Below are 22,949 nucleotides of genomic sequence, written 5' to 3' on the forward strand. Positions count from 1 at the left end.
GTTCGATACGCTCAGACTCCCAGCGTGGGATCGACCGCATCCGGCGAACGATCGGGCCAAGCCTGCTTGATCGTCTCGACGATTGCCGCCTCGGCATCTGCACGCGTGTGATAGATTGGCTGCGAGTTGGCGATCATCGCGCCATCGGGGCCGAACGCTTCAGCCATGACCATGCCGCTTTTTGCGTCGTCGACCAGTTCAATGCGAAACCGCCCCATCATCCGTCTCCCTCTTATCGTGTAGAACGAAAACGGCCCCCGCCGTCCGTGTATCCACGGAAAGGGCGGGGGCCGCGTACATCATGCTGGCGATATTTACGCGAGCGCGCTTATTCGAACGGCTCTTCGCCCTGCAGCTTGGTGCGATGCATCATCCGGCCGCAGGTAGCGTCGTACGGCTCGGCGCGGTGCATCGTGCCGGTGTTGTCCCAGATCACGAGATCGCCGGCGGTCCATTCGTGGCTGTGTGTGAACTCTTCGCCCGTTGCCCATTCGCGCAGGCCGTGCAGCAAGCGCTGGCTCTCTTTGGGCGACATGCCGACGACGTTGACCGCGGTGTTGCCCAGGACGAGCGACTTGCGCCCCGACTGGTGCGTCCACACCAGCGGCAGTTCCTGCTCGCCGATACCCTGCATGATATCGAGCATCTTCATGCTCGGCTCGGGGCTGTAATAGAACAGCGACGCCCAGGCACCGTGATTGACGCGAAGGTCTGCGATCTCGGCCTTGCGCTCCTCGGGCAGCGCTTCATAGGCGGCATAGGTGTTCGCGAAGCCGGTGTTACCCGTGCCCTTTGGTGAAGGCTTCTTGCACGAGAGCAGCGAAGCCAGGATCGGCACCTTGTTCATCGTGCCGTCGATATGCCAGTAGAGCGAGCCGCGCAGGAACGCCGCGCTGGTCGGGTTTTCCTTCTCGTCGAGCGTGATCTTGTGGATCACTTCCTCTTCGCCGTCGCGGACTTCGGACGCAAACGTCCCCATCGTCTTGGTGAAGGCGATCTGTTCCTGATCGGTGAAGTTGATCTGCGGAAAGACGAGAATGCCGCGCTCCTGAAGCAATTCCTTGAGCTCCGGCCCGAGCTGGCCATCGAGCAGTTCTTCCTTAGTGTTCAGGATGCGCGTGCCGATCGACGGCTTGATCTCTTCGCTGACGATGCTCAACGGACGGTCCAGTGTAGCAGTGGCCATGTCGGTTCCTCTCCAAATGTCGCTGAACACGTGTTCAGCATTTTTAATCGATCGCGTCAAGCCTTGCGGGCAGCAGGCGGTCGAGCCAGGCTTCGACGAAGGCGCGCGCGTCGGCGTGGCCAGACGTGATGCCCAGTTCGCTTTCCATCGCCAGCGCACGGCCGATGCCCGCAAGCACGAAGCTAAAGCCCATCGGCGTCGCGCCGTCGGTTCCGAGTCGGTCGCCGAGCAGCCGTTCGATCATCGCGGCCTGGCGCCTGCGCATCGCGTCGCTGTGCGCCACGATCTCCGCGCCGATCGCCTTGCGGTGGTTGGCAAGCGCGACGAATTCGAGCGCGAGGGCGTTGCGGCTGGTATCCGCGAAGAAACGCCACAACGCGCGAAGCGGATCGTCGCTGGTCAGCGCACGCTCGATCATCGCGTCGCTCTGCGCGGCACCGCGTTTGAACACCGCGAGGAACACGTCGTCCGTCGTGGGGAAGTAATAATGGACGAGCGAGGGTTTGAGCCCCGCCTGCGTGGCGATCCGCCGGCTGCTGGCGGCGGCATAGCCCTCGTCGCGGATCACCTGTTCGGCGGCGTCGAGGATCAGGGCGTAGGTTTCGGAGGTATCGGGGCCGATCCGGCGTTTCGTGGTCATCGCCCGAGCATAAGGGGCAAGCGGAGGCGTGCAAACCGGGTCGGCGCGCACCGAGTCGACCCGACCCGGTTCGAGCCGTGGCGCCCGCGCAAGGCCGATCTGCGGCATGACGGTCAGTGCGAGCCCATGTAGCGGCCGCCATTGGTGCTGATCGTCTGGCCAGTGATGTAGCTCGCCTCTTCCGATGCGAGATAGGCGCAGGCCGCCGCGATATCCTCGGGCTGGCCGATCCGTTTCATCGGCAACGTCTTGGCGAACGCATCGGCGTCGATCGGCGCGGCGCGAAGCATCGGCGTATCGATGAACCCCGGCGGCACCATGTTGACGGTGATGCCGCTCGCCGCGAATTCGAGCGCCAGCGCCTTGGTCATGCCCATCAGGCCGCCCTTCGACGCGACGTAATGGCCCTGCGCGGGCGATCCGGTCTGGACCGACGAGGAAGTGATGTTGATGATCCGGCCCCAGCCGCCAGCGAGCATGTCGGGCACGACCTCCTTCATCAGCAGATAGGGGCCGCGCAGGTTGATGCGGATGACCTTGTCGAACAGGTCGTCGTCGATATCCAGGAACGGCGTGAACGGCGCGATCCCGGCGTTGTTGACCAGGATCGCGATCGGCCCGAGTTCGGCGCGGGTGCGGTCGGCGGCGGCCTTGATCGCCGCCTTGTCCGAACAATCCGCATCTATGGCGATCGCCGTACCGCCTGCGTCCACGACCATCTTCGCGGTATCGGCGGCGCCGGCTGCGTTGATGTCCCAGATGGCGACCTTGGCGGTATCCTCGGCGAGCCGGATGGCGATCGCGCGACCGATGCCCGAGCCTGCTCCCGTCACCACCGCGACCTTGCCGTTAAGGGACCTCGTCATCGCAATTCCTCTCCGCGGTCGTTCTGGACTTTGGGGGCGAAAGAGCACGCCGGCACCGACCGAGGCAAGCATCGGCCCGCCTCATCGCCCCGGCGAAATCCTGCGGATGCTACGATGGCTCGACCCAGTTCGTCCGGAGCGCACGGTCGGACATGTACTTGGTCGTGGTCCAGCCGCCGTCGACGACGATCGTCTGGCCGTTGATGAACCCGGCACCTGGCGAGCAGAGGAACGCGATGGTGCTGGCGATGTCCGAGACTTCGCCGAGGCGCGGGAAGGGCGTCGTCTCGACGTTGACGCGCTTGAACATCTCGTCGTCGAACCGGTGGCGGACCATCTCGGTCATCGTCACGCCCGGTGCGACGCAGTTGGACCGGATGCCGCGCGGTCCGTATTCGCAGGCCATGTGCTCGGTAAGCGAGGTCAGGCCGCCCTTCGCGGCGGAGTATGCGCCGCCGCGTCGCCCGCCGATCATCGCATAGGTCGAGGTGACGTTAACGATGCCGCAGCCGTCGCCCATATGCCCGATCGCCTCGCGGCACAGCCGGAACGGCGCGCGCAGCATCACGTCGAGGAACCCGTCGAGCATCGCGTCGTCGGTTTCATGCAGCGGTTTCGGGCTGCCTGCACCGGCGTTATTGATCAGGAAGTCGAGCCGGCCGAAGCGTTCGATCGCAAGGCCTACGATCCGCTGCGGCGCGTCGTCCGCGGTCACGTCGACCGACAAGGTGGCGAGCCGATCGGGATTGGCGATGGTCGCCTCCAGCGTCGCCAGCTTGTCGGGATCGCGACCGATGCCGACGATCACCATACCGGCGTCGTACAGCATCTTCGCGGTGCCGAGCCCGATCCCGCTTCCTGCGCCGGTGACGATGGCTACCTGCATTGACGGTCCCTTTCGGTGATGTTTCTGGCGATGCTGCCCAGGATCCGGGCAGCATCGGGCCAAGGCTTGTCAATCCGGCGGCGGGATTCATCGCCGGGCCGGATTGTCGACGGTGCGCGCGGGCGGCGGTTTCTGGTCTCGCGGACGCATGATACCCGGCACCATGCCGATCGATGCGCTGATGGATTTGGGGATCGATACGCAGACCGATGCCGAAGGAATGATCGCATGACTGAACTGAGATTCGATGACCGTGTCGTCGTCATTACCGGTGGCGGGCGCGGGCTCGGACGCGCGTACGCAGAACTGCTCGGTGCGCAGGGTGCGAGGGTGGTGGTCAACGATCTCGGCGTCAGCATGGCGGGCGACGGCACGCGCGAGGATCCGGCAGGCGATGTCGTCGTGGCGATCGAGGCAGCCGGGGGGCAGGCAGTCGCCAACCGCGATACGGTCGCGACCTCGGCGGGCGGCAAGGCGATCATCGAACAGGCGCTCGACACCTATGGCCGGGTCGACGTGCTGATCCACAACGCGGGCAACGTGCGCCGCGCGCCACTGGCGGAGATGAGCGAGGAAATCTTCCGCTCGGTGCTCGATGTCCATCTGGTCGGCGGCTTCAACGTCCTCCAGCCCGCGTTCGCGGCGATGTGCAAGGCTGGCTATGGGCGGATCGTGATGACCACCTCGATCGGTGGGCTCTACGGCAATCACGAGGTCGCCAATTATTCGGCGGCGAAGGCGGGGCTGATCGGGCTGTCGCATACCGCCGCGATCGAGGGCGCGCCGCACAACGTCAAATCGAACTGCATCGCGCCCAGCGCGGTGACGCGGATGTCCGAAGGAATCGACGTCACGCAGTTCCCTCCGCTCGGGCCCGAATTCGTGGCGCCCGCGGTGGGTTGGCTCGCGCACGAGAGCTGCAGCATATCGGGCGAGACGCTGGTCGCGCTCGGGGGGCGCATCGCCACCGCCTATCTAGCGGAAACCAAGGGCGCGTGGCAGTCGGCCTGGACGATGGCCGATGTCGGCGCGCGAGAGGCGGACATCGCGGATCGCTCGGACCCGTTCGTGTTCCCGGTGGTCCCGACCGAAGCCGGGGGGGCGCACGGCTTTCTCAAGCATCTGGGCGCAAGCTTCGAGATGGCGCGCAACCGCGGGTAGCGCGTTCCTATCTGATCCTCCCCCGCCAGGGGGAGGTGGCGCCGAAGGTGACGGAGGGGGAGGGCACGGAACAGCGTTTATCGCTTACCGCCCCCTCCGTCAGGCTGCGCCTGCCACCTCCCCCTGGCGGGGGAGGATTGTCGGGTTATTGATCCGCGGTACCGTCTCGCTCGACCAACGTCGCGCGGATCTGTTGTTTCAGCACTTTGCCGGCGTCGTTGCGCGGTAGCGAATCCCACAGCGCGACCTCCTCGGGATATTTGAATCGCGCCACGCCGAAGCCTGCAAGGAACGTCGCGAGCGCCTCGACGTCGATGACCGCCAAATCTCGCGCCACGATGACCGCCACCGCACGTTCGCCGGTGCGCGCATGGGGCACGCCGACGATCGCGATCTCGGCGATCGCGGGATGCGCGACGAGCAGGTCCTCGATCTCCTTGGGCGAGATGTTCTCGCCGTTGCGAATGATCAGGTCCTTGATCCGGCCGGTGACGACCAGATGGTCGCCGTCCACCAGCACGCCCTGGTCGCCGGTGCGGTAATAGCCCTCGGCGTCGAACGCGCTCGCCTCGTCCTCGGCATGGACGTAGCCGACCAGCATCTGCGGGCCCTTCGCGCGGATTTCGCCGTCATCCGCGATCTTCAGCACGGCTATGCCGGCGCGACCATCGGTCTCGGCGGCGTGGTCGATATCGTCGCGGTCGATCACGCCGATGGTCGTCACCGGGACTTCGGTCGAGCCATAGACGCGGCTTACCACGGCGCTCGCGAAATATCCGGCAGCGTCGCGGATCAGCGCGGCCGGTACCGAGGCCCCACCACAGATGAACAGCTTTAGATTGGGCAGGCATGTGCCGGCCTTGCGTGCGGACGCCAGCAGATGCTGGAGGAACGGCGTGGCGCCGGCCATGTGCGTGCAGCGTTCGCGCACGATGATCTCGACCGCAACGTCGGGGTCCCAGCTCTCCATCAGGATCGCGGTCGTGCCGAACAGCAACGGCGTCTCGAACGCATAGATCGAGCCGCCGATATGGCTGATCGGGGAGGGGACCAAGAACCGGTCGCCGGGTTTGATCAGCCAGTGCGCGCCGATCTGTCGGATCAGCGCGTTGATCGAGTTGTGCGTGTGCATCACGCCTTTCGGACGGCCGGTCGTCCCGCTGGTATACATGACCATCCGGACTTCGTCGGCATCGAGCGATGGCAACGCTGTATCGGGGATAGCGTCGAACAGGCTGTCATAGGCGGTATGCGGTCCCGCCCCGCCGCGCACGACGACGATCTCCGGGGGTGTTTCCAGCGCTTCTGCAACGCGCGCCAGCATCGCGCCATAATCATGACCGCGGAACGTCGCGGGCACGAAGATCATGCGGCTGCCGATATCCGCCAGCATGAAGCGCAGGTCGTGATCGCGCAACGACGGCAGGATCGGGTGCGCGATCATTCCCGCCAGCGTCGTCGCCATGTAGATCACTGCCGCTTCGTGCCAGTTGGGCAGCATGAACGAGACGACGCTGCCGGGGACGAACCGCGACAGCAGTGCGCGTGCGAGACGGGTGGCACGATCATGGAGGTCGGCGGCGCTCAATCGCGTGTCGCCATCGACGATCAGGGTGCGGTCGGGCGCCGCTTCCGCCTCCTGGCGCAGGGCATCGCCAATCGTGTTGCTCCGCCACCAGCCATCGGCATAGGCGCGGTCGGCGCGCGCGGTATCCCAGCGGATGCGCCACCCCAGCGGCGTAACGCGCGTTTCGCCTGGTACAGGTGCCCGCTGCGATGTGTCGGTCAAACCTTCGATCCCCCTCTGCCGGATTTATGCGGCGGCGGGGGAGCGGGGCAAGCGTCGCGGGCAATCGAGCGTCCGGGCGATCAAGCGGGATCGTCACCCGCGAACATCCGCTTCAGCGCGGGGCGGTCGATCTTGAACGACGGGTTCTTCGGCAGCGCATCGACGAATCGCCAATGGACCGGACAATGCGTCGTCGGCAGGTACTGGCGAATATACGCCTCGAGCGCGGCGATCGACGGGGCGGGAGCGCCGGGTTTCACCGCAATTACCGCGCCGGGGACTTCGGTCACGCGCGGGTCCGGCACGCCGACCACCGCCGCGGCCGAGATCGAAGGATGCCGCAGCAGGACCGCCTCGATCGTCTCGGGCAGGATCTTGAAGCCGCCGCGCATGATCGCGCCGTCGGCTCGGCCACGGTGGAAAAGGAACCCGTCCGCATCGACGACCGCGATGTCCGAGGTGCGGATCCAGTCCGGTCCCATCCGCGGCGAGACGACCTCCAATATTCCTTCCACGCCCGGACCAAGAATCTCGCCGGTGTCGAAATGGCGCACCCGCAGCGCCACGCCGGGCATCGCGCGGCCTACGCTGCCGAACTTTGCGGCGCCCCATTCGTCGTGAAGTTGCGGGGTCATCGCCGCTACGGGGCCACCGAACTCGGTCGCGCCATAGGACAGCAGGATTGGGATGCCATACCGCACTTCGAAACGGCGCTGCACGTCCGGATCGAGCGGCGCTGCACCGGTGCTGAAGAATTTTAGCGAGGACAGGTCCGCGACCGGTATCTCCGCGTCAAGGATCATCGCGACCGCAGCGGGCGGCGCGCCTCCCGTGCTGGGCCGATAGCGAACGACGAAGGCGCGCCAAGCCTCCACCGAGAACCGGTCGAGCAGGACGATCCGCTTGCCGCGCAACAGCGAGGCGGCAATGCTGTAGACGCCCGAGATATTGCCGATCGGGAACGACATCAGGAAGGGCGGCTCGGCCGGATCATCGATCAGCGACATGCCCTGGGCCAGGACGAACTGCGCGATCACCGCATGCGGGATCGCGAACGGCTTTGGCGGCCCCGTCGTGCCGCTCGTCAGGATCTCGACGCGGGGCGGACCGTCGTCCGGTCGCGGTTCGGCCCGGTCGAAGCCGGTGACGAACTGCGCGCTCATGCCCGACAGCGCGATTCCCGCCATGCTGCGCGAGGCCAGCACCGCGCGTACCTCGGGCGTGAAATCATCCTCCGCCATGACGACGACCGCCGACCCCGCCCGTTCGATCGCGGCGGCGATCGCGGGCGCGGACTGGAACGCGTAGATCATCCGGACGCTGCGGCGATCGACCAGCATTGCAAGGAAAGCGGCGAGCGCGGACGGACGATTGCGCGGGACGAAGCTGACCGTCCGGACGCCGGGGCCGAGCGCGGCGAGCAACGCCCGCATCTCGGCCGCCAACCTCTGGACCGCGCCCCAGTCATGCCAGATGCCGTCGAACTCTATTGCCGGACGGGACGGGTCGATCGTCAGCGTTTCGGCGCAGAGTTCGGACAGCGGTCTCATCGCGACCATTTTTAAGTCGCTTTACCGGAGCGGCAAGCGCGGGCACATCGTAGGGGCGGTCAATCGGGCCGGGGAGGGCGAAAAACCAAGGTGACGAGCGTCGATCCCTACATGATCGATCCCGCGCTCCTGGCGTCGCACTGGGCCGGCGACCGGATGCCGCTGGCGTTCGTCGAGGTCGATCAACTGGCGGACGATTTCGGCGAACTTCACCTGCCGCCGTTTCCGATAATCGGCGTTGGCGATCCGTTGCATCCACGATCACGGCACTTCGATACGATCGTCGAAGCGCCAGTCACGGCCGAGCGCATCGTCGAACAGGCGACCTGTCATCCTTACGCGGCAGCGGCATCGGTGCAGCTGTTGCGGGGTACCGAAGGCATCGATGCGCGCGCTGCGTTGACGCTGGAGTCGATAACCTACGCGATGCTGCAAGGGAGCGTCGAGCATACGGACTGGATCACCGCACAGCCAAGGACCGACCCTGCGCCGCCTGGCCGAATCGTGTTGAGCCGCGACGACACCTGCTTGCGGATCGTGATCGATCGGCCCGGCGCGCGCAACGCGGTCGACCGGACACTCCGCGATGCGCTGTTCGAGGCGTTCACGATCGCCGTGCTCGACCCGGACATCGCGCGCGTCGAACTGCGCTCGGTTGGGCCGGCGTTCAGCGTAGGCGCCGATCTGGCCGAGTTCGGTACGACGCGCGATCCCGCGACCGCGCACCTGATTCGTACCTTGACACTGCCGGCGCATCCGCTGTCTCGCTGTGGCCCGATCGTGGACGTGCACGTGCAGGGCGCTTGTGTCGGCTCGGCGCTAGAGATGGCAGCGTTTGCTGGACGGATCACGGCAGCGCCTTCCGCCTGGTTCCAGCTTCCCGAACTGGCGATGGGTATCCTGCCGGGGGCAGGGGGCTGCGTCTCGGTGCCGCGTCGGATCGGTCGGCAGCGAACGGCGCTGATGATCCTGTCTGGCAAACGGATCGACGCCGCGACGGCGTTACGCTGGGGGCTGGTCGATGCGATCATGGACCAGCCGGCCGTCGATCCAAGTGGCCTGCACTGCGACTGAGGCCAGATCGTCGCGCGCGCGCGCCCATCCCCGATCGAGCAGGCATAGATCGGCGGGTGCGCCGACGTCCAGCCGTCGTCGTCGCCTCAAATCTTCGGGGGCAGCGAGATACAGGTCGAGCGCCTGTTCGGGTGTGAGCGCCTCGGTCACACCGATCGTTGCCCCGGAGGGTGTCTGGCGCGAGACCGCGGCGGCCATCGACGTCCACGGGTCGACGCCGCCGAACGGTGCATCGCTGCCCCCCGCCAGCGTCACGCCCGCGTCGAGGAACGCCCGCAGGCGATACAGCAGCGGTTGCTCCTCAGGCGCTACGCTGTCGCGGTACGCGTCGCCGCGCTCGGCGATGAAGTGCGGCTGGCTGACGACCGCGAGGCCGAGCCGTGCGATCTCCGTAACGGCGGTGTCGGGCGCGATCGAGGCATGTTCGATACGGTCGCCCCGCATCGCACCCGCCTCGTCGATCGCGGCCAGCGTGAACACCAGCTCGACCTCGGTGACGCAGTGGACCGCGACGGCGCGGCCCCGGTCGTGCGCCTCCCGGATCCAATGCACGATGTCGTCGAACGCCGGCAGCGCGGCTTCGTGCAGGTGTAGCTTGACCGGGCCAAGCGTCATACCGTCCGCCATATCATCCCGGCACAGCGCACTGCGCCCCGCCAGCATGACCGTCTGTGGCAGGTTTCCGTTTGCGCGTTCGGCAGCGAAATGTCGGGCGATCACGGAGTCGTTCGCTGGCGATATCTCCGTCAGGCCGGTCACGCCGCGCGCGGCGAGCATAGTGCCGATTTTCGCGAAGGACGGCGGCAGACCGGCGAGCGCGGTCTTCAGCCACGCATCCGCCTCGAACAGTCGCCCAGTGAAGCGTCCGTCGATCCGCTCCAGTCCCCGCGGTGCGGATCGACCGGCGAGCAGCAGATCGAGCGCCATCGAGTTCAGAAACCACATCCGCCCACCCCGGTGCTGGATCCGGATCGGTCGGTCCGCTGCGATCGTATCGAGCATTACGGCATCGAGTATCCCCGCGACGCTTTCGTGATACCCGATGCCGCGCAGCCAGCCCGTATCGGACCTGCGCGACGCCTCGGTCAGCGCTGCGGTCAACGCGTCCAGGCTGGTGACATGCGGCGGGCCGCATTGCACCGACGCCGCGGCGGCGGCGAGCGCGGCGACGTGGATATGGTGGTCGTGCAGGCCCGGCAGCAGCAATCCGCCGCGTGCGTCGATCGATGCTTCTCCCGCAGCCGGGGGGAGCTGTCCGATCGCGACGATACGGCCGTTCTCGATGCGGAGATCGGCCAGGTGCCCGCCTTCCAGCTCGACGCCGCGGATCAGCATGCGACCAGCTCGGCCAACGCCGTCCGCGTATCGGCGCCAAGTGCCGCTACCGGACTTGTGGTGCGCGATCGCACGGTCGGAAACCGCCTCCCCTCGGCCGCAGCCCATGCGACGAGCGAAGCGTCGAAATCGCCGGATCGCCGCGCGATCGCCATCGCCTCCGCAACGACGCCGGTCATGGCGAGCCCGTACCGACCGCCTCGACCCGAGGCCCAAGCCTGCCAGGCGACGCCGGCGGCACGGATCCCGGTAAGCGGATCGGCGATCGCGTCGCCGACGAAGCCCGCACGTCCGGCGACGTCGTGCAGCGCCGCACCGAGCCCTGCCGCCATCGCGCAATCGTCGCCGAAACCGACCCAGTTCGCGGCATCGCCCTGCGCGCCGTGCCCGGTGATGGTGATCCAGGTCAGTCCGGGCTGGCTGCGTACGAGCTCATTTGCGTCAATGCCGAGATGCGCGAGGGCGCGGGGCCGTGCGGCCTCGATGACGATGTCCGATCGTGCAATCAGCGCCAGCACCGCGTCGCGGTCCGCGGGGATGGTGAAGTCGAGCGCGATGCTCGCTTTCCCGTGATTGAGTAACGCGAAGAAGGCCGGGTCGCCGTACCGCATCGCATCTGGCCGAGTGCGGCTCTCAACCTTCGTGACGTTGGCTCCGGCGAGCCACAGAAGGTGCGCTGCCAGTGGCCCAGCCCACAAGGCGGATAGATCGAGCACGCGCGGCACCAGCCTGTCCGGTGGCGACACCGGTGGCGCCGGAGTCATCAGTACGCAGTCGGGCGCGATATCAGGCGTTCCGTTCGCAGCGGCGGCGATAGCCAACCCCAGCACTCGGCCGCGCCCCACCAGATCGTCGGCATCCTGCCTTGCCATGCCTGCTGCGATGGCTGCGTCGTTCCGAAACTCGGCACGGGTCTCGAACAGCGCCGGTAGCAGCGTCCAGTCGTCCGGCCGCGCGAGGTTCAGCGCGACGCCCCCGGTGCGTGCGTCGAAAATTCGGCATCCGCCGCCCGCCGATACCCGACCCGGAATGTGGAAGCCGCCGAGCATCGCGCGCTCGCCCAGCAACGTCGCGCCATCGACCTCCGCCAGCGCTTGCCTGGTCATGCGTTCAAAGTCGCGCACCCAGGTTTCCGCAACATCGGCGAGCGGAGCGGCGACCGTCATGTCAGCCCTCGAACAGCTTGCGGACCTCGCGTCGGAGCAACTTGCCCATCTCGTTATAGGGGAGCGTGTCGACGAACACGATCCGCTCCGGGACGCGCGAAGAGCGCAACCGGTCCCGGATCAGCGTACGCAACTCCGCCTCGTCCGGGCGAGCATGCTCGGGCCGGCAGGCAAGCGCGAGGCCGACCGCCTCGCCCCATTCCGCCGACGCGACCGCGACGGCCGCGGCGTCGGCGATCGCGGCGTGGGTCAGCAGCACGTCCTCGATCTCGCCCGGCGAGATATTCTCGCCGCCGCGCACGATCACGTCGTCCGCGCGGCCAGCGAGGAAAAGATAGCCGTCGGCATCGATCCATCCGGCGTCGCGCGTCGGGAACCAGCCTTCCGCGTCCAGCGCGCTGCGTTCCTTGTATTCGCCCGAAACTTGGTCGCCGCGGACGTAGATCTCGCCGCGTTCGCCGGCGGGAAGCATCTTGCCGTCTTCGTCGCGGATCTCGAGTTCGATCGTCGGCAACGGCCGACCGACCGACGACAGCCGCGCGCGGATTTCGGGATCTGCGGCCCGGTGCGCGGCGCGGTGGTCCTCGGGGCCGAGCAACGCGACCGTCGAGCTCGTCTCGGTCAGGCCATAGGCGTTGGTGAAGCCGGTATCCGGAAACAGGTCTAGCGCGCGGTCGATCAGTTCGGCCGGCATGCGACCGCCGCCATAGGCGATCGCGCGCAACGACGCGATGTCGCCGTGCGCTTTCGCATCCATCGCGGTCACGATGCGCGACAGCATCGTCGGTACGACGAAGGCATTGGTTGCACGCTCGGCCGCGACCAGTGCCAGCCATGCGTCGGGGTCGAACGCGGGCAGCATCAGGATGCGCCGCATCGCGTAGACCGAGCTGAGCACCGCCGCGATTCCCGCGATATGATAGGGCGGCACGCAGACCAGCGCGGCGTCGTCCTCGGGTGCCGACCCGAACTCGACCGTGCCTAGGATATACGACAGCAGGTTCGAATGGCGCAGCACCGCAGCCTTCGGTGCCGCGGTGGTGCCGCTGGTGAACAGCTGGATCGCGATCGTCTCGTCGGTTTCGTCAAGCTCGGGGCCATCCGCGTGCGCTTCGGCCTCGCGGACGAAATCGGCGCGCGACCATGCGCTATGGCCAACCTCCGCGCTCAGTTTGCCGACCCGCTCGACGTCTCCGATGACATATGCGGGCGTGATCCGGGCGAGCAGCGCGTCAAGGTCGGCATCCGCAAGCCGGTAGTTGAGTGGCACGTACGGTATCCCTGCGATCGCCGCACCGAACAGCGCGATCACCGAAGCCTCGCTGCTTTCGTCGAGCAGCGCTACATGGGTCGCGTTGCTGGCACGAATGCTCCGCGCGGCACCTTGCGCGGCGCGGTAGAGCGCACCGTAGGACCAGCGTCGGCCGTCGCAGACCAACGCGATCCGGTCCGGGTCGGTATCCGCCGCCATCTGGAGAAAAAGCGAGATGTTCATGGTCAGGCGTCAGTCGGACGCGGGCAGGGGTTTGGCATCTTTGGTGCCGAGCGCGACGCCGTCCAGAGACAGCGATCCCGCGCCCTGCTTGACGCACAGCAGCTCGACCGTGCCGCTTGCATCGACATAGCGCTTGCCCATCCGCGTACCCTCGGAGAACGCGGGATCGATCGCGCCGCGCTCCGCGGGTCGCTCGTCCGCCATCGGCGCGCCGCCGCACGCCACCACGCCGTCGCTACCGCCGCGGATAACCATGACTTCGGTGTCGCAGACGACGGATTTGAGCTTCGTTCCGGGCTTCATGGCGTCCTCGAATGTACCGCGTGCCTGTTCGCTCGCTTTCCCGATTGTAGAGGGGGCGGGGGTCGGAGCGTCAACCCTCCCGGCATCGTGCCGACGATGAGATTGCGGGATGCGTGGCGGGAGGAGAAGTAATGGGACCATCTCCCGCCTTCTTGTCCTCCTGCGACGGCGGGAGCCCAGTCTGGGTCCCCGCCTTCGCGGGGAAACAAAACTTGTTTTAAGGCGCCTAACCAGGGACACCATCCCGGCCCGCGCCGGGGTGGTGCAGGTTGACAGCGCTGCCGCCTCTTACCCCATCGTCGGGATGACGAAGCTCTGGTCCACCACCGAACCCTCGGAATTGCCCGCCGGCCAGCGCTGCGTCACCTTCTTGGTGCGCGTGTAGAAGCGGATGCCGTCCATGCCGTACTGGTCGAGATCGCCGAAGCCCGAGCGCTTCCACCCGCCGAAGCTGTGATACGCGACCGGCACCGGGATCGGCACGTTGATGCCGACCATGCCGATCTCGACGCTGCTCGCGAACTTGCGGGCGAAGTCGCCGTTGCGCGTGAAGATCGCGACGCCGTTGCCGTATTGATGGTTGGTCGGATACGATACCGCCTCCTCGAATGTCCTGGCGCGCATGATCTGCAGCACCGGCCCGAAGATCTCCTCCTGATAGCTTTGCATCTCGGGCGTCACGCGGTCGAGCAGCGTCGGTCCCATGAAATAGCCGTTCTCATAGCCCTGCAACGTCAGCCCGCGCCCGTCGACCACCAGCTCGGCACCTTCGTCGATCGCCATCTGGATATAGGCCTCGACCCGCGCCTTGTGCGCCGCGCCGATCACCGGGCCGTAATGTGCATCCGGGTCGGTCGGCACGCCAACGCGCAGGTCGGCAATCGCCGCGATCAGTTTCCCGCGCAGGCGTTCCGCGGTCTCCTCGCCGACCGGCACCACCACCGGCAGCGCCATGCAGCGCTCACCCGCTGAGCCGTACGCAGCGCCGATGATGTCGGCGACCGCCTGGTCCATGTCGGCGTCGGGCAGGATGATGCCGTGGTTCTTCGCGCCGCCCATGCACTGCACGCGCTTGCGGTTCGCGGCGCCGCGGCCGTAGACATATTGCGCGATGTCGGACGAACCGACGAAGCTGATCGCCTTGATGTCGGCATGGTCGAGGATCGCGTCGACCATCTCCTTGTCGCCGTGGACGACGTTCAGGATACCCTTGGGCAGGCCCGCCTCGATCGCCAGTTCGGCGAGGCGTACCGGCACCGACGGATCGCGCTCGGACGGCTTGATGATGAACGCATTGCCGCAGGCGATCGCGGGCGCGCACATCCACAGGGGGATCATCGCCGGGAAGTTGAACGGCGTGATGCCGGCGGCGATGCCGATCGGCTGGCGCATCGAATAGACGTCGATGCCGGGGCCGGCGCCTTCGGTGTACTCGCCCTTGAGCAGATGCGGGATGCCGCAGACGAACTCTACCACTTCGAGCCCGCGCTGGATGTCGCCCTTCGAATCGGCGATCACCTTGCCGTGCTCGCGCGAGAGGAGTTCGGCGAGCTCGTCCATGTGCGTCTCGATCAGTTCCTTGAACCGGAACATGACGCGGGCGCGGCGCTGCGGGTTGGTCGCGGCCCAGGCCGGCTGTGCCGCCTTGGCGTTCGCGACCGCCTCGTCGAGCAGCGCGGCATCGCCGAGCGCGACCCGCGCCTGCACTTCGCCGAGCGCGGGATCGTAGACGTCGCCGAGCCGGGTGGGCGTCGCGGTCGAAGCTGTGCCGTCGATGAAGTGCTGGATCGTGCGCATCGGGGAATCCTCATCCTTTGATTACGAGGATGGGATAGCATCTGCGATTATGCACAGATATACGGGTGGGATGCGAAGTGGTTGTGCGTTTTTGTAGATGCTGGATTGGGATGATCTGCGCATCTTCCTCGCCGTCGCGCGGAGCGGCAGCTTCGTCGCGAGCGGCCGCGCGCTCGGACTGAACCACACTACGCTCGCGCGTCGGCTGACCGCGCTCGAAGGCACGATCGGCACGCGGCTGTTCGACCGCTCCCCACGCGGGGTCCAGCCGACCAGGGCAGGGCTCGACCTAATCGAGCATGCCGAACGGATCGAGGACGAGGTGCTGGCCGCGGGGCGCCGTATCGAGGGGCAGGACGGCGCGGTCTCGGGCGTCGTGCGACTGTCGACGCCGGAAGCGTTCGGCACCTATTTCATCGCCCCGCGTGCGCATCTGCTGAACGCGGCGCATCCCCAGGTCGAACTCGAACTCGCGCCCGAATCGCGCACCGTGAACCTGTCGAAGCGCGAGGCCGACATCGCGATCAGCCTGCACCGGCCCGACCAGGGACGGTTGCAGGCGACGCGTCTCGTCGATTACCGGATCGGCCTGTACGCGTCCGAAGACCTGCTCGCACGTGTCGGACCGATCGAGACACTGGCGGCGCTGCGCTCGCAGCCGTTCATTTCGTATATCGAGGAGATGATCGACCTGCCCGAACTGCGAAACCTCGATCGCTCGCTGGCAAAGCGCTGCGTGTTCCGCTCCAGTTCGGTGGCGGCACAGATGGAGGCGGTCGCGTCGGGGCTCGGTTTCGGTTTGCTCCACTGTTTCGCGGTCAGTCCGCACATGCGACTAGTGCGGGTGCTGCCCGACGCGGTCGAAGTCGTCCGCAGCTACTGGATGGTGCTCCACGCCGATCTCGCGCGTGTGCCCCGCATTCGCGCGGTCGCCGATTTCGTCGCCGAGCGGGTCCGCGCGGAAGCGGGAAGTTTCTGATACGGGCCGATAAAAGAGGAGAGGGGCGCGATGACGGACTTCGGCACGTACGACTATGTGATCGTCGGCGCGGGGTCGGCCGGCTGCCTGCTCGCCAACCGTTTGTCCGCCGACCCGGCGAACCGCGTGCTGCTGCTCGAAGCCGGCGGCAGGGACGACTGGATCTGGTTTCACGTCCCCGCGGGCTATCTGTTCGCGATCGGCAACCCCTGTGCCGACTGGATGTTCGAGACGGTAGCCGAAGCGGGCCTTGGCGGGCGCAGTCTCGCCTATCCGCGCGGCAAGGTGATCGGCGGGTCGTCGTCGATCAACGCGATGATCTACATGCGTGGCCAGGCGGCGGATTACGACGGATGGCGTGACCTGGGCCTGGCCGGCTGGGGATGGGACGACGTGCTGCCGTATTTCCTGCGGCATGAGGATCATATCGCAGCGGACGGCGTGCATCACCGCGCAGGCGGCGAATGGCGGGTCGAGCATCCGCGGGTCCGCTGGGACATCCTCGACGCGATCCGCGCGGCGGGCGCCGAAGCCGGCATCGCGCCGATCGACGACTTCAACCGCGGCGACAATGCGGGCTCGTCCTATTTCCAGATCAACCAGCGTGCCGGACGGCGGGTCAGCGCGGCGGGCGCATTCCTGAAGCCCGCGTTGAAAAGGCCGAACCTGCGGCTCGAAACCGGCGTCGAGGTCGAGCGGATCGTGCTGGAGGGCACGCGTGCGACCGGCATCGTCTTCCGGCGCGGCAACGATCGGTGGACTGTGAAGGCAGAGCGCGAGATCATCCTGTCGGCGGGCGCGATCGGCACGCCGAAAATCCTCCAACTCTCGGGGATCGGCGACCCTCCCGCATTGGCGGCGGCTGGTGTCCCGGTGCTGCATCCGCTGCCCGGAGTCGGCGGCAATCTCCAGGATCATCTTCAGATCCGCCCGGTCTATCAGGTGAGCGGGGTCCGCACGCTCAACACCGATTACGCCAACCTGTTCAGGCGGGCGGTCATGGGGCTCGATTACGTCGTCCGCAAACGCGGGCCGCTGACCATGGCGCCATCGCAGCTCGGCATGTTCGCGCGCTCGTCAGGTGCCTATGCGACCGCTAATCTGCAGTTTCATTTCCAGCCGTTGTCGCTCGACAAATGGGGCGACGGGATGCACCGGTTCGGTGCATTCACCGCCAGCGTCTGCAACCTGCGCCCGAGCAGTCGCGGCAGCGTACGGCTCGCGAGCCCCGATCCGCACGCGCCGCCGCTGATCGCGCCCGGCTATCTGTCGACCGACGAGGACCGCCGGGTCGCGATCGATTCGCTCAAGCTGACGCGGCGGATCGTCGGGCAGCCGCCGCTCGCACGTTTTCGTCCGGTCGAATTTCGGCCGGGTGCCGACGTGCAGACCGATGCCGCGTTAGTAACCGCCGCGGCAGCGCTCGGGACGACGATCTTCCACCCGGTCGGCACCGCGGCGATGGGCCCCGACAGCGATCCCCAGGCGGTGCTCGACGCGCGGTTGCGGGTGCGCGGGATCGCCGGATTGCGCGTGGTCGACGCCTCGGCGATGCCGCGGATCGTGTCGGGCAACACCAATTCGCCGACGATCATGCTCGCGGAAAAGGGCGCGGCGATGATCCTCGAGGATGCCCGCTCAGGTCGCCGGGATTAGGTCATCGGCCTGCAATGCCGCGCCGGTCGCGCGGACGAACCGCGCCGCGTCCGCGCCGTTGATCACGCGATGATCGTAGCTGAGCGACAGCGGCAACATCTTGCGCCAGCCGATGGCACCATCTCCGTCGGGATACGGCCGCAGCTGGATCGCGGTCGCGCCGAGGATCGCGACCTCGGGCACGTTGATGAGCGGCGTGAACGCGGTCCCGCCGATATGTCCGAGCGACGATACGGTCATTGATCCGCCGGCCATGTCGGCCATCGCCAGGCCCTTGGCCTTCGCCTTGTCTGCCAATTGGACGAGTTCGGCGGCGAGATCGGCGATCGGCCGCGTCGCCGCATCGCGCAGCACCGGCACGACGAGCCCCTTCGGCGTGTCGACCGCCACGCCGATGTTGACGTATTTCTTGAGCACCAGCGACTTGCCGTCAGAGCTCAGCGACGCGTTGAAGGTCGGGAACTGCGCGAGGGTTTGGGCCAGCGCGCGGACGAGCAGGATGACGGGGGTCAGCTTCGCCTCCGGGTGCGCGTCGTTCCAGGCCTTTCGATCGGCCTCGACCTGCGTCACGTCGACCTCGTCGTGATGCGTCACATGCGGGACCGTGACCCAGTTGCGGCCGAGATGCGCGCCGGTCAGTTTCTGGATTCGCGACAGCGCCACCGTCTCGGTTTCGCCGAACTCGCTGAAATCGAACTCGGGAAAGGGGGCGAGCGCGGAAAGATGCGTGAGCATGTCGGTCATGAATGCGCGTTCCTGTGCAATGGCGTTGCGCCAGCCTACCAAGGAATCGTGCATCGTGACCGGGCGTGACCGGGCGTCGCCAAGCTAGCGCCGGGGCGATGCCGGCTTAGCCGATACCCCAGTCCGCGAGCCGCGCGACGCCGTCCGTGGTCGGCGCAACCCGCCCGGGCGTCCGCGACAGGCGCGGGGCGGGGGCGGCGTGCCAGACGCCGTCGACCATGCCGCCGCGGTACGCCATGTGCGCATGTGCGGGAACCTCGTCGAGTTCGAGCACCGGCGCAAAGCAGGTGTCGGTCCCCTCCAGCAGCGCACACCATTCGTCGCGCGATTTGGCCACGAATACCGAAGCGAAAAGGTGCGTGGTTTCCGGCCAGCGTGCCGCAACCATCTGTTCGGCGGCCAGTGCGGGGGGGAGCCCGAGCCGGTCGAGCAGTTCGGCATAGAATTTCGGCTCGATCGCGCCGACCGAGACGTAGCGGCCGTCGGCGCAGGTGTAGCAGCGGTAAAAGGGCGCGGCGCCGCCAAGCATGTTGTGGTCGCGGTCCATCGATACGTGACCGGCGGGCACCAGCCCCGCGAACATCGCCATCATCGAGTTGACGCCATCGACGATCGCCGCGTCGACCACCTGCCCGCGTCCAGACCGCGCGCGTTCGAGCAGCGCGGCGAGTATCCCCGTCACCAGGAACATCGATCCGCCGCCGAAATCGCCGATCAGGTTGAGCGGGGGCGGGGGCGGTGCACCGGGACTGCCGATCGCCGCGAGCGCGCCGCTGATCGCGATGTAGTTGAGGTCGTGACCTGCGACCTGCGCCAGCGGCCCGGTCTGCCCCCAGCCGGTCATCCGGCCGTAGACGAGGCGTGGGTTGCGTTCGAGCATCGTCTCCGGCCCGAGTCCGAGCCGCTCCATCACCCCCGGCCGCAGCCCTTCGATCACGACATGGGCATGGTCGGTGATCGCCAGTGCCCGCTCGCGCCCTTCCGGCGTACGGATGTCGAGCGGCAACAGCGCACGACCGCGGTCCATAACCGGGTTGGGCCAGCCATTGCCCCCGACTCGCTCGATCCGCAGCACCTCCGCGCCCATATCCGAGAGCAGCATCGCGGCATGCGGGCCGGGGCCGATGCTGGCGAATTCGACGACGCGGAGGCCAGCAAGCGCGGTCACCGGTTCAGCATCTCGACGATCGTCACGTTCGCCATCCCGCCGCCCTCGCACATCGTCTGCAAGCCATAGCGCCCGCCGCGCGCCTTCAGCGCATGGACCAGGGTCGCCATCAGCTTCGTACCGCTCGCGCCCAGCGGGTGGCCCAGCGCGATCGCGCCGCCGTTGACGTTCAGCCGCGCCGGATCGACGCCGGTCGCCTTTAGCCACGCCATCGGGATCGCGGCGAAGGCTTCGTTGACCTCGAACAGGTCGATATCGTCGATCGACAGCCCGGCGCGCTGGAGCGCCTTGGCGGTTGCCGGGATCGGCTCCTCCAGCATGATGACCGGATCGCCGGCGGACACCGTCAGCGTGTGGATGCGCGCGAGCGGCGTCAGGCCGTACGTTTTGAGCGCGGCTTCGCTGACGATCAGCGTGGCGGAGGCGCCGTCGGTGATCTGGCTGGCATTGGCGGCGGTGATCGTACCGCCCTCGGCGATCGTCTTGACGCTGCCGATGCCCTCCAGCGTCGCGTCCGCGCGGATGCCTTCGTCGCGCGCATGCGTGCCGACGGGCACGATCTCGTCGGCGAATGCGCCACTTGCCGTCGCAGCAGCAGCGCGCTGATGGCTCTGCAAGGCGTACGCGTCCATCGCCTCCCGCGTGAGGCCGTATTTGTCCGCGACCATCTGCGCGCCGGTGAACTGGCTGAACTCCGCGACCTCGTAGCGGTCGAGGATCGCCTTGCTCCACGGGCCTTCGCCGATCCCCGCCTCTGCATGAAGGCGGAAGTTCGAGCCCATCGGCACGCGCGTCATGCTCTCCGCGCCGGCGGCGATCACGACGTCCTGCGTGCCCGACATGATTGCCTGCGCGGCAAAGTGCAGCGCCTGTTGCGACGATCCGCACTGGCGGTCAATCGTCACCGCGGGGATGCTGTCGGGCAGCGACGAGGCGAGCACCATGTTGCGCCCGAACGCGAACGCCTGCTCGCCCGCCTGGCTGACGCAGCCGACGATCACGTCCTCGATCGCAGCCGGATCGATTCCGGTCCGGCCCACGAGCGCATCGAGCACGATAGCGCCGAGATCGGCCGCGTGGACGCCCGCGAGCGCGCCCTTGCGACGGCCGCCGGGGGTCCGCAACGCGTCGACGATATAGGCATGGGCCATCAGACTGCTCCTGGGGAATCGGATCCGGGGAAATCGGGTTTGCGCTTGCCGAGATAGGCGGCGATGCCTTCGCGCCCCTCTGGCTTGCGCGCCTGTCCGGCGATGCTGCGCGCTTCGGCATCGAGATGCGCCTCGAACGGCGTGACCTGCGCGTCGAGCAGCAACCGGCGGGTCGCGCCGATCGCCGACGTCGCCGACGCGGCCAATTCCTGCGCGAGCGCCACCGCTTCCTTGGCCAACATCCCCTCGGCCGTGACGCGCGTGACCATGCCGATCGCCGCGGCCTCGTCGGCATTGACGCGGGTGTTGCGCAGGCAGAGCTCCTGCGCGCGCCGCAAGCCGATCATGCGTGGCAACAGCCAGCTCGTACCGCCATCGGGCGACATGCCGATCGCGGTGTAGGCGAGCGTGAAATGCGCCGACGGGTCGGCGAGCGCGATATCGCCCAGCAACGCGAGACCGATCCCCGCACCCGCAGCCGGTCCGTTGATCGCGTTGACCAGCGGCTTGTCCATCCGCGCAAGCCGCGCAATGGCGGCATGGAGATAGGCGGTGATCTCCTTCAGCTGTGCCGGCAGGCGTTCGCCCGCGTCGCCGAACGAGGCGATGTCGCCGCCCGCACAGAAGAACCGTCCGTTGCCCGTCAATACGACGCAGCGCACGCCCGGATCCTCGTCGCAGGCGATCGCGGCTTCCATCAGCGCGCGTGCGAGGGGGATGTCGATCGCGTTGGCGGACTCCGGGCGATCGAGCGTCAGCGTTATGACCGCGCCGTCGCGCTCGACCCGGAGCCCGGTCATGCGTGGATCAATTCGACCGCGACCGCCGTCGCTTCTCCGCCGCCGATGCAGAGCGCCGCGACGCCCTTGTTCAGGCCCCGCAGTTTCAGCGCGGCGACCAGCGTGGCGATGATCCGCGCACCGCTCGCGCCGATCGGATGACCGAGCGCGGTCGCGCCGCCATTGACGTTAAGCTTGTCGCGCGGGATGCCGAGTTCGCGCATCGCGATCATCGCGACGGTCGCGAACGCCTCGTTGACCTCGAACAGGTCAACGTCCTCGACGCTCCAGCCCGCGCGGTCGAGGACCTTGCGGATCGCGGACACCGGTGCCGTCGTGAACAAGGCCGGCGCGTGCGCGTGCGCGGCGGTGGCGATGATCCGTGCCTCCTGCGACAGCCCGAACTTCTCCGCAACGCTCGCCCGCGTCAGCACCAGTGCCGCCGCGCCATCGGAGATCGACGCCGAGGTGGCGGCCGTGATCGTGCCGTCCTTGGCGAAGGCGGGGCGGAGGCCGGGGATCTTTTCGGGCTTGGCCTTGCCGGGCTGCTCGTCCTCGCTGACGATCACGTCGCCCCCGCGCGTCTTGACCGTGACCGGTACGACCTCGTCCGTAAAGCCGCCGCCGGTGACCGCGGCGCTGGCGCGCGTCAGGCTCTCGATCGCGAACTCGTCCTGGTCCTCGCGCGTGAACTGGTATTCGCCCGCGGTATCCTCGGCGAAGGCACCCATCGGCTTGCCCTTTTCATAGGCATCCTCGAGGCCGTCCATCATCATCGAATCGGAGACGACGTCATGGCCGATCCGCGCGCCCGAGCGATGCTTGGCGAGCAGGAACGGTGCGTTGGTCATGCTCTCCATGCCGCCGGCGATCACGACGTCGACGGTGCCGGCCATCAGCGCCTCAGTCGCCATGATCGTCGCCTGCATGCCCGATCCACACATCTTGTTGACGGTGGTCGCCTCGACCGAATTGGGCAGGCCGGCGCCAAGTGCCGCCTGCCGCGCGGGCGCCTGGCCGAGCCCGGCGGGCAGCACGCAGCCCATGTAGATGCGGTCGATGATCGCCGGATCGACCTTCGCGCGCTCGACCGCGGCGCGCACCGCGGTGGCGCCGAGCTCGACCGCCGTGACGCCGGACAACGCCCCCTGGAAGCCACCCATCGGCGTGCGGGCATAGCTGGCGATGATGACGGGATCGGTGGACATGGGTCTTCCTTCGTGG

Annotated in this window: 21 protein-coding genes; 4 read left to right on the forward strand and 17 right to left on the reverse strand. The window is 67.3% G+C overall.

Features of this window, described 5'->3' with window-relative positions:
- Window positions 1-11: 11 nt before the first annotated feature.
- From AC3D24_RS20270 to AC3D24_RS20290, 5 genes are all read right to left on the reverse strand, one after another.
- Entirely contained in the window at window positions 12-218 is a 207-nt protein-coding gene (locus AC3D24_RS20270) for a hypothetical protein (protein WP_489032877.1), read from the reverse strand.
- Between the two features lie 110 nt (window positions 219-328).
- Window positions 329-1,186, reverse strand: a complete 858-nt coding sequence (locus AC3D24_RS20275) for a TauD/TfdA dioxygenase family protein (protein WP_489032879.1) — start codon at window positions 1,184-1,186, stop codon at window positions 329-331.
- A 43-nt stretch (window positions 1,187-1,229) separates the two neighbouring features.
- The gene (locus tag AC3D24_RS20280) at window positions 1,230-1,826 is read right to left on the reverse strand and encodes a TetR/AcrR family transcriptional regulator (protein WP_489032881.1); all 597 of its coding nucleotides are present in this window, start codon (window positions 1,824-1,826) and stop codon (window positions 1,230-1,232) included.
- A 113-nt stretch (window positions 1,827-1,939) separates the two neighbouring features.
- Window positions 1,940-2,692: an SDR family NAD(P)-dependent oxidoreductase gene (locus AC3D24_RS20285; protein WP_489032883.1), complete on the reverse strand. Its 753-nt coding sequence runs from the start codon at window positions 2,690-2,692 to the stop codon at window positions 1,940-1,942.
- Between the two features lie 109 nt (window positions 2,693-2,801).
- On the reverse strand, window positions 2,802-3,578 hold the full coding sequence (locus AC3D24_RS20290; RefSeq protein WP_489032885.1) for an SDR family NAD(P)-dependent oxidoreductase: 777 nt from the start codon (window positions 3,576-3,578) through the stop codon (window positions 2,802-2,804).
- Between the two features lie 228 nt (window positions 3,579-3,806).
- Here AC3D24_RS20290 and AC3D24_RS20295 point away from each other — a divergent pair, with 228 nt between their 5' ends.
- Entirely contained in the window at window positions 3,807-4,739 is a 933-nt protein-coding gene (locus AC3D24_RS20295; protein WP_489032887.1) for an SDR family NAD(P)-dependent oxidoreductase, read from the forward strand.
- A 145-nt stretch (window positions 4,740-4,884) separates the two neighbouring features.
- Here the strand turns inward: AC3D24_RS20295 and AC3D24_RS20300 are convergent, their stop codons facing one another.
- Both AC3D24_RS20300 and AC3D24_RS20305 read right to left on the reverse strand, forming a co-directional pair.
- The gene (locus tag AC3D24_RS20300; protein WP_489032889.1) at window positions 4,885-6,528 is read right to left on the reverse strand and encodes an AMP-binding protein; all 1,644 of its coding nucleotides are present in this window, start codon (window positions 6,526-6,528) and stop codon (window positions 4,885-4,887) included.
- Between the two features lie 80 nt (window positions 6,529-6,608).
- Entirely contained in the window at window positions 6,609-8,087 is a 1,479-nt protein-coding gene (locus AC3D24_RS20305) for a class I adenylate-forming enzyme family protein (RefSeq protein ID WP_489032890.1), read from the reverse strand.
- Between the two features lie 102 nt (window positions 8,088-8,189).
- Here AC3D24_RS20305 and AC3D24_RS20310 point away from each other — a divergent pair, with 102 nt between their 5' ends.
- Window positions 8,190-9,152, forward strand: coding sequence for an enoyl-CoA hydratase/isomerase family protein (locus AC3D24_RS20310; protein ID WP_489032892.1), 963 nt, complete (start codon window positions 8,190-8,192; stop codon window positions 9,150-9,152).
- Here AC3D24_RS20310 and AC3D24_RS20315 read toward each other — a convergent pair.
- The 5 genes from AC3D24_RS20315 to AC3D24_RS20335 all read right to left on the reverse strand — a co-directional run bounded on the left by AC3D24_RS20315 (window position 9,081) and on the right by AC3D24_RS20335 (window position 15,248).
- Window positions 9,081-10,487 carry an amidohydrolase family protein gene (locus tag AC3D24_RS20315; RefSeq protein WP_489032894.1) on the reverse strand — a complete coding sequence of 469 codons (1,407 nt, stop codon included), beginning with the start codon at window positions 10,485-10,487 and terminating at the stop codon, window positions 9,081-9,083. The two genes, AC3D24_RS20310 and AC3D24_RS20315, sit on opposite strands and share 72 nt — an antisense overlap.
- Window positions 10,481-11,653, reverse strand: coding sequence for a CoA transferase (locus tag AC3D24_RS20320; protein WP_489032895.1), 1,173 nt, complete (start codon window positions 11,651-11,653; stop codon window positions 10,481-10,483). The genes AC3D24_RS20315 and AC3D24_RS20320 overlap by 7 nt, the downstream gene beginning before the upstream one ends.
- A 1-nt stretch (window position 11,654) precedes the next feature.
- On the reverse strand, window positions 11,655-13,148 hold the full coding sequence (locus AC3D24_RS20325; RefSeq protein WP_489032897.1) for a class I adenylate-forming enzyme family protein: 1,494 nt from the start codon (window positions 13,146-13,148) through the stop codon (window positions 11,655-11,657).
- Between the two features lie 9 nt (window positions 13,149-13,157).
- The gene (locus tag AC3D24_RS20330; protein WP_489032898.1) at window positions 13,158-13,451 is read right to left on the reverse strand and encodes a hypothetical protein; all 294 of its coding nucleotides are present in this window, start codon (window positions 13,449-13,451) and stop codon (window positions 13,158-13,160) included.
- Between the two features lie 288 nt (window positions 13,452-13,739).
- Complete coding sequence (locus tag AC3D24_RS20335; protein ID WP_489032899.1) at window positions 13,740-15,248, reverse strand: CoA-acylating methylmalonate-semialdehyde dehydrogenase; 1,509 nt, start codon at window positions 15,246-15,248, stop codon at window positions 13,740-13,742.
- Between the two features lie 97 nt (window positions 15,249-15,345).
- Between AC3D24_RS20335 and AC3D24_RS20340 the strand changes: the two genes are divergently transcribed.
- Window positions 15,346-16,227 carry a LysR family transcriptional regulator gene (locus tag AC3D24_RS20340; protein ID WP_489032900.1) on the forward strand — a complete coding sequence of 294 codons (882 nt, stop codon included), beginning with the start codon at window positions 15,346-15,348 and terminating at the stop codon, window positions 16,225-16,227.
- A 30-nt stretch (window positions 16,228-16,257) separates the two neighbouring features.
- A complete protein-coding gene (locus AC3D24_RS20345; RefSeq protein ID WP_489032902.1) occupies window positions 16,258-17,883 on the forward strand; it encodes a GMC family oxidoreductase in 1,626 nt (541 codons plus the stop codon).
- Here the strand turns inward: AC3D24_RS20345 and AC3D24_RS20350 are convergent.
- The 5 genes from AC3D24_RS20350 to AC3D24_RS20370 all read right to left on the reverse strand — a co-directional run bounded on the left by AC3D24_RS20350 (window position 17,866) and on the right by AC3D24_RS20370 (window position 22,933).
- Entirely contained in the window at window positions 17,866-18,627 is a 762-nt protein-coding gene (locus tag AC3D24_RS20350) for a 2-oxo acid dehydrogenase subunit E2 (RefSeq protein ID WP_489032904.1), read from the reverse strand. The genes AC3D24_RS20345 and AC3D24_RS20350 overlap by 18 nt on opposite strands.
- Before the next feature lie 106 nt (window positions 18,628-18,733).
- On the reverse strand, window positions 18,734-19,795 hold the full coding sequence (locus AC3D24_RS20355) for a CaiB/BaiF CoA transferase family protein (protein ID WP_489032906.1): 1,062 nt from the start codon (window positions 19,793-19,795) through the stop codon (window positions 18,734-18,736).
- Window positions 19,792-20,946 carry an acetyl-CoA C-acetyltransferase gene (locus AC3D24_RS20360; protein WP_489032908.1) on the reverse strand — a complete coding sequence of 385 codons (1,155 nt, stop codon included), beginning with the start codon at window positions 20,944-20,946 and terminating at the stop codon, window positions 19,792-19,794. Before AC3D24_RS20360 ends, AC3D24_RS20355 begins: the two co-directional genes overlap by 4 nt.
- Window positions 20,946-21,746 carry an enoyl-CoA hydratase/isomerase family protein gene (locus AC3D24_RS20365; protein ID WP_489032909.1) on the reverse strand — a complete coding sequence of 267 codons (801 nt, stop codon included), beginning with the start codon at window positions 21,744-21,746 and terminating at the stop codon, window positions 20,946-20,948. Before AC3D24_RS20365 ends, AC3D24_RS20360 begins: the two co-directional genes overlap by 1 nt.
- Window positions 21,743-22,933: an acetyl-CoA C-acyltransferase gene (locus AC3D24_RS20370; protein ID WP_489032911.1), complete on the reverse strand. Its 1,191-nt coding sequence runs from the start codon at window positions 22,931-22,933 to the stop codon at window positions 21,743-21,745. The genes AC3D24_RS20365 and AC3D24_RS20370 overlap by 4 nt, the downstream gene beginning before the upstream one ends.
- Between the last annotated feature and the right edge of the window lie 16 nt (window positions 22,934-22,949).

The organism is Sphingomonas sp. SL1004 (genome assembly GCF_057815015.1).

Bases quoted from the DNA above. Each gene is read 5' to 3' on its own strand.
- AC3D24_RS20270 (WP_489032877.1), bottom strand. From the start codon at position 218: ATGGGGCGGTTTCGCATTGAACTGGTCGACGACGCAAAAAGCGGCATG.
- AC3D24_RS20275 (WP_489032879.1), bottom strand. From the start codon at position 1,186: ATGGCCACTGCTACACTGGACCGTCCGTTGAGCATCGTCAGCGAAGAG.
- AC3D24_RS20280 (WP_489032881.1), bottom strand. From the start codon at position 1,826: ATGACCACGAAACGCCGGATCGGCCCCGATACCTCCGAAACCTACGCC.
- AC3D24_RS20285 (WP_489032883.1), bottom strand. From the start codon at position 2,692: ATGACGAGGTCCCTTAACGGCAAGGTCGCGGTGGTGACGGGAGCAGGC.
- AC3D24_RS20290 (WP_489032885.1), bottom strand. From the start codon at position 3,578: ATGCAGGTAGCCATCGTCACCGGCGCAGGAAGCGGGATCGGGCTCGGC.
- AC3D24_RS20295 (WP_489032887.1), top strand. From the start codon at position 3,807: ATGACTGAACTGAGATTCGATGACCGTGTCGTCGTCATTACCGGTGGC.
- AC3D24_RS20305 (WP_489032890.1), bottom strand. From the start codon at position 8,087: ATGGTCGCGATGAGACCGCTGTCCGAACTCTGCGCCGAAACGCTGACG.
- AC3D24_RS20310 (WP_489032892.1), top strand. From the start codon at position 8,190: ATGATCGATCCCGCGCTCCTGGCGTCGCACTGGGCCGGCGACCGGATG.
- AC3D24_RS20315 (WP_489032894.1), bottom strand. From the start codon at position 10,487: ATGCTGATCCGCGGCGTCGAGCTGGAAGGCGGGCACCTGGCCGATCTC.
- AC3D24_RS20320 (WP_489032895.1), bottom strand. From the start codon at position 11,653: ATGACGGTCGCCGCTCCGCTCGCCGATGTTGCGGAAACCTGGGTGCGC.
- AC3D24_RS20325 (WP_489032897.1), bottom strand. From the start codon at position 13,148: ATGAACATCTCGCTTTTTCTCCAGATGGCGGCGGATACCGACCCGGAC.
- AC3D24_RS20330 (WP_489032898.1), bottom strand. From the start codon at position 13,451: ATGAAGCCCGGAACGAAGCTCAAATCCGTCGTCTGCGACACCGAAGTC.
- AC3D24_RS20335 (WP_489032899.1), bottom strand. From the start codon at position 15,248: ATGCGCACGATCCAGCACTTCATCGACGGCACAGCTTCGACCGCGACG.
- AC3D24_RS20340 (WP_489032900.1), top strand. From the start codon at position 15,346: ATGCTGGATTGGGATGATCTGCGCATCTTCCTCGCCGTCGCGCGGAGC.
- AC3D24_RS20345 (WP_489032902.1), top strand. From the start codon at position 16,258: ATGACGGACTTCGGCACGTACGACTATGTGATCGTCGGCGCGGGGTCG.
- AC3D24_RS20350 (WP_489032904.1), bottom strand. From the start codon at position 18,627: ATGACCGACATGCTCACGCATCTTTCCGCGCTCGCCCCCTTTCCCGAG.
- AC3D24_RS20360 (WP_489032908.1), bottom strand. From the start codon at position 20,946: ATGGCCCATGCCTATATCGTCGACGCGTTGCGGACCCCCGGCGGCCGT.
- AC3D24_RS20365 (WP_489032909.1), bottom strand. From the start codon at position 21,746: ATGACCGGGCTCCGGGTCGAGCGCGACGGCGCGGTCATAACGCTGACG.
- AC3D24_RS20370 (WP_489032911.1), bottom strand. From the start codon at position 22,933: ATGTCCACCGATCCCGTCATCATCGCCAGCTATGCCCGCACGCCGATG.